4 protein-coding genes are annotated in these 3,182 nt (G+C 69.7%); 2 read left to right on the top strand and 2 right to left on the bottom strand.

What is annotated here, in order from left to right; genetic code table 11:
* A partial coding sequence (locus V7026_RS11240) for a tripartite tricarboxylate transporter substrate-binding protein (protein WP_334155466.1) occupies window positions 1–698 on the top strand: 698 nt, incomplete at its 5' end.
* Window positions 699–743: 45 nt separating this feature from the next.
* Here V7026_RS11240 and V7026_RS11235 read toward each other — a convergent pair.
* Entirely contained in the window at window positions 744–1,484 is a 741-nt protein-coding gene (locus V7026_RS11235) for a 2OG-Fe dioxygenase family protein (protein WP_334155465.1), read from the bottom strand.
* Between the two features lie 137 nt (window positions 1,485–1,621).
* Between V7026_RS11235 and V7026_RS11230 the strand changes: the two genes are divergently transcribed.
* The gene (locus V7026_RS11230) at window positions 1,622–2,464 is read left to right on the top strand and encodes a DUF2189 domain-containing protein (RefSeq protein ID WP_334155463.1); all 843 of its coding nucleotides are present in this window, start codon (window positions 1,622–1,624) and stop codon (window positions 2,462–2,464) included.
* On the opposite strand, the gene V7026_RS11225 is transcribed toward V7026_RS11230, so the two are convergent.
* On the bottom strand, window positions 2,454–3,182 hold a 729-nt coding region (locus tag V7026_RS11225), incomplete at its 5' end, for an acrylyl-CoA reductase family protein (protein ID WP_334155462.1). The genes V7026_RS11230 and V7026_RS11225 overlap by 11 nt on opposite strands.

The raw sequence follows: 3,182 nt of genomic DNA, 5'->3' as shown, positions 1-3,182 counted from the left end.
CGCACGACCACACCATCTCCATCCTGCCGCAGGTGCTGCGCAACCCGGGTTTCGAGCCGGCAAAGGATTTTGTCGCCGTGGCGGGCTTTGCCACTTTCGTCAACGCGCTGGCCGTCTCGGGCGGCACCCCGGCCAAGACGTACCGCGACTTCGTCGCCTGGGTGCGGCAGCAGGGTGGCAAGGCCAACGTCGGCATCCCCGCCCCGGCGTCGGTACCGCAGTTTCTGGTGCAGTCGCTGGCCAAGCGCCAGCAGCTCGATCTGGTGGCCGTACCCTACCGCGGCAGCGCGCCCATGATGGCCGACATGTTGGGCAATCAGATCCCGGCCGGCGTAGGGTCGGTACCCGACTTCATCGAAAACCACAAGGCCGGCAAGGTGCAGATCGTCGGCGTCATGGGCCGCACGCGGCAGGCCATCCTGCCCGACGTGCCGACGTTTGCCGAGCTGGGCATCCCTGGCTTCGAAGAGGTGCCCTACTACGGCCTGTTCGCCCCGGCCGGCACGCCCAAGGCGGCGCTGGAGCAGGTCAGCGCCGCGCTGGCCAAAGCCCTGGCGCAGCCCGCGGTGCGGGATCGCCTGACGGCGATGGGGTTGACGGTCGGTCACATGAGCGGCGAGCAACTCGCCCAGCGCGAGCGCGCCTACACCGAAGTCTGGGCCCGCATCATCCGCGACAGCGGCTTCCAGCCGCAGTGACACCCCGGGCGCCGCCGTCCCGCGGCGCCCCGATCGATCGCCCCATCAATCGCCCAAAAAGCCGCCAGCGCGGTAGGTCAGCACCAGCGTGTCGCGCCAGCCAAGCACGCCCTCGGTCTGCGGCTGGATGGGGGTGGTCTCGTGGATGACGCGCGCATCGTCTAACAGCAGCACGGACCACGGCTCGGTCAGCGTAAAGCGCTGGCCATTGGGACCATCGGCCTCGAACACGCGGCTCTCGCCCCCCTTGATGCCGTGGCGGCCGACCAGAAAGACCGCCACCAAATCGACGCCATCGCGGTGCGCGCCCTCGGGCGTGGGGCGGCCAATGCCCCCCGTGGTGTCGATGCGAAAGGGGTGCGCCTCCACATACCAGGGCTGCGCGCCTTTGAGGGCGGACACCACGGCTCCGGTGCGCTGCAGCAGCCGCGTCCACGCCGGCTGGGCAACCAGGGCGTCGGTCAATGGGGCAAACCAACGCCGCATGCCCCCGTGCAGGGCGTTGTATTCCACGGGCTGGTAGTGGGGTCTCTCGGGCATGGGACGCACGGCCTCGCCCGCGACGACGAAGCAGCCGTGCCGGCGTCGGCGGTAGCGACCGCCATCCTTGAGGTAGCGATCCGGCGGCAGGTCGTCCCAGGCGGGTTGCAGAGCCGTCAGCGCGGCGGCGTCCAGCCCCAGCCAGGACCGCACCGCCGCCGCGCCAAGCACCGCGTACCCCTGGCGGGCCAGGGTGGCGTCGAGTTGATCGGCGGCGACGGTGGGCGGGTCGAAGTGCGCAATCATGGTGCACCAAGTGTAGCCGGCCCGCTCCGCCGCACTGCGGGTAAACGCTATGGACGTCGCCGCCGCGGCGGCCTATGTTCTGTGTTTGACAAAAATCAAATGCCAACCAGGGCACGCACCATCGCGGACGGACACCCATGACAGCCGCCCACCCCGAATCGACCGACACCGACCCCCATAACACGAACCGCCAGGACACCGAGGCCGGGCGAGAGTCGGTTTTTTCGCTGCCGCTGGCCTCGCTGAGCCCGGGCGATCCGCTGCGCTGGCTGGCCCGTGGCTGGCAGGACTTTCGGGCCTGTCCGCGCATCGGGCTGTTTTACGGCGCGTGCTTTGCGCTGATGGGGCAGGCGCTGTGGCAGACCTTCCAGCATGCGCCAGCCTATGTGCTGGCACTGAGCGCGGGCTTTTTGCTTATGGGACCGTTTTTGGCGCTGGGGCTGTACGACGCCAGCCGCGCGCTGGAGGAAGGGCGCCGCCCCTCGCTGCGCGCGTCGCTGTGGGCGTGGCGGCCCACGCGGTCCACCATGGCCATCTTCGCCGGCGTGCTGCTCATCCTGGAGATGCTGTGGGGCCGCGCCTCGCTGGTGGTGTTTGCGGTGACGATGAACACCATGCCCTCCAGCGCAAACATGCTGGCCGCGCTGCTGAGTCTGGATAACCTGGAGTTTTTGGTCACCTATGTGGTCGTCGGGGCCATCTTCGCGGGGCTGATCTTCGTCAGCAGCGCGATTTCCATCCCGATGATCCTGGACCGGCAGACGGATGCAGTGTCTGCCGCGCTGACGAGTTTTCGCGCCTGTGTGCAAAACCCGGGGGTCATGTTCTTGTGGGGCGCGTGGATCACCGGGCTATGCGTGCTGGCGATGCTACCCGCCTTCTTGGGGCTGCTGGTGGTGGGGCCGGTGCTGGGCCATGCCACCTGGCACGCCTACCGGCACATCGTGCCGGCACCGGCCCGCAGCGACGTCACGCGTTGACGTCCACGACCAGCCGGCCGCGCACGCGCCCGGCCAAGACGTCCTCGGCCGCGGCGATGGCATCGGCCAGGGGAATGGTGCGCGCCATGCGCGTCAGCAGCGCCCGGTCCAGTTCGGCGGCCAGCCGCTGCCACGCCGTGCGGCGACGTGCCAGCGGGGCCATGACGCTGTCGATGCCGTACAGCGTCACCCCGCGCAGGATGAACGGCGCCACCGTGGCCGGAAAGTCCATGCCCTGCGCCAGCCCGCAGGCCGCCACTGCACCGCCATAGCGGGTGCTGGCGCAGGCGTTGGCCAAGGTGTGACTGCCCACCGCATCCACCACACCGATCCAGCGTTCTTTCTGCAGCGGCTTGCCGGGCGCCGCCAGCGTCGCACGGTCGATAACCTCCGCCGCACCCAGGGTTTGCAGATAGTCCGCCTCGTGCGGGCGGCCGGTGGAGGCGACGACACGGTGTCCGGCACGCGCCAGCAACGCAATGGCGACGCTTCCCACGCCGCCGCCTGCGCCGGTCACCAGCACGTCACCGACACCGGGCGCCATGCCCTGCGCCGCCCAGTGGGCTTGCAACGCCATCACGCACAGCATGGCGGTGTAGCCCGCGGTGCCGATGGCCATGGCGTCCCACCCCGTCAAGTGGGCGGGCAGCGGCAACAGCCAGTCGGCCTCGAGGCGCGCCCGCTGCGCCAGCCCACCCCAGTGCACCTCCCCCACGCC

The sequence above is a fragment of the Tepidimonas sp. genome, from assembly GCF_036825565.1.
GTDB lineage: Bacteria > Pseudomonadota > Gammaproteobacteria > Burkholderiales > Burkholderiaceae_C > Tepidimonas.
Note: the sequence above shows the minus strand (reverse complement) of the source record. Positions and strands in the feature narration are given on the sequence as shown.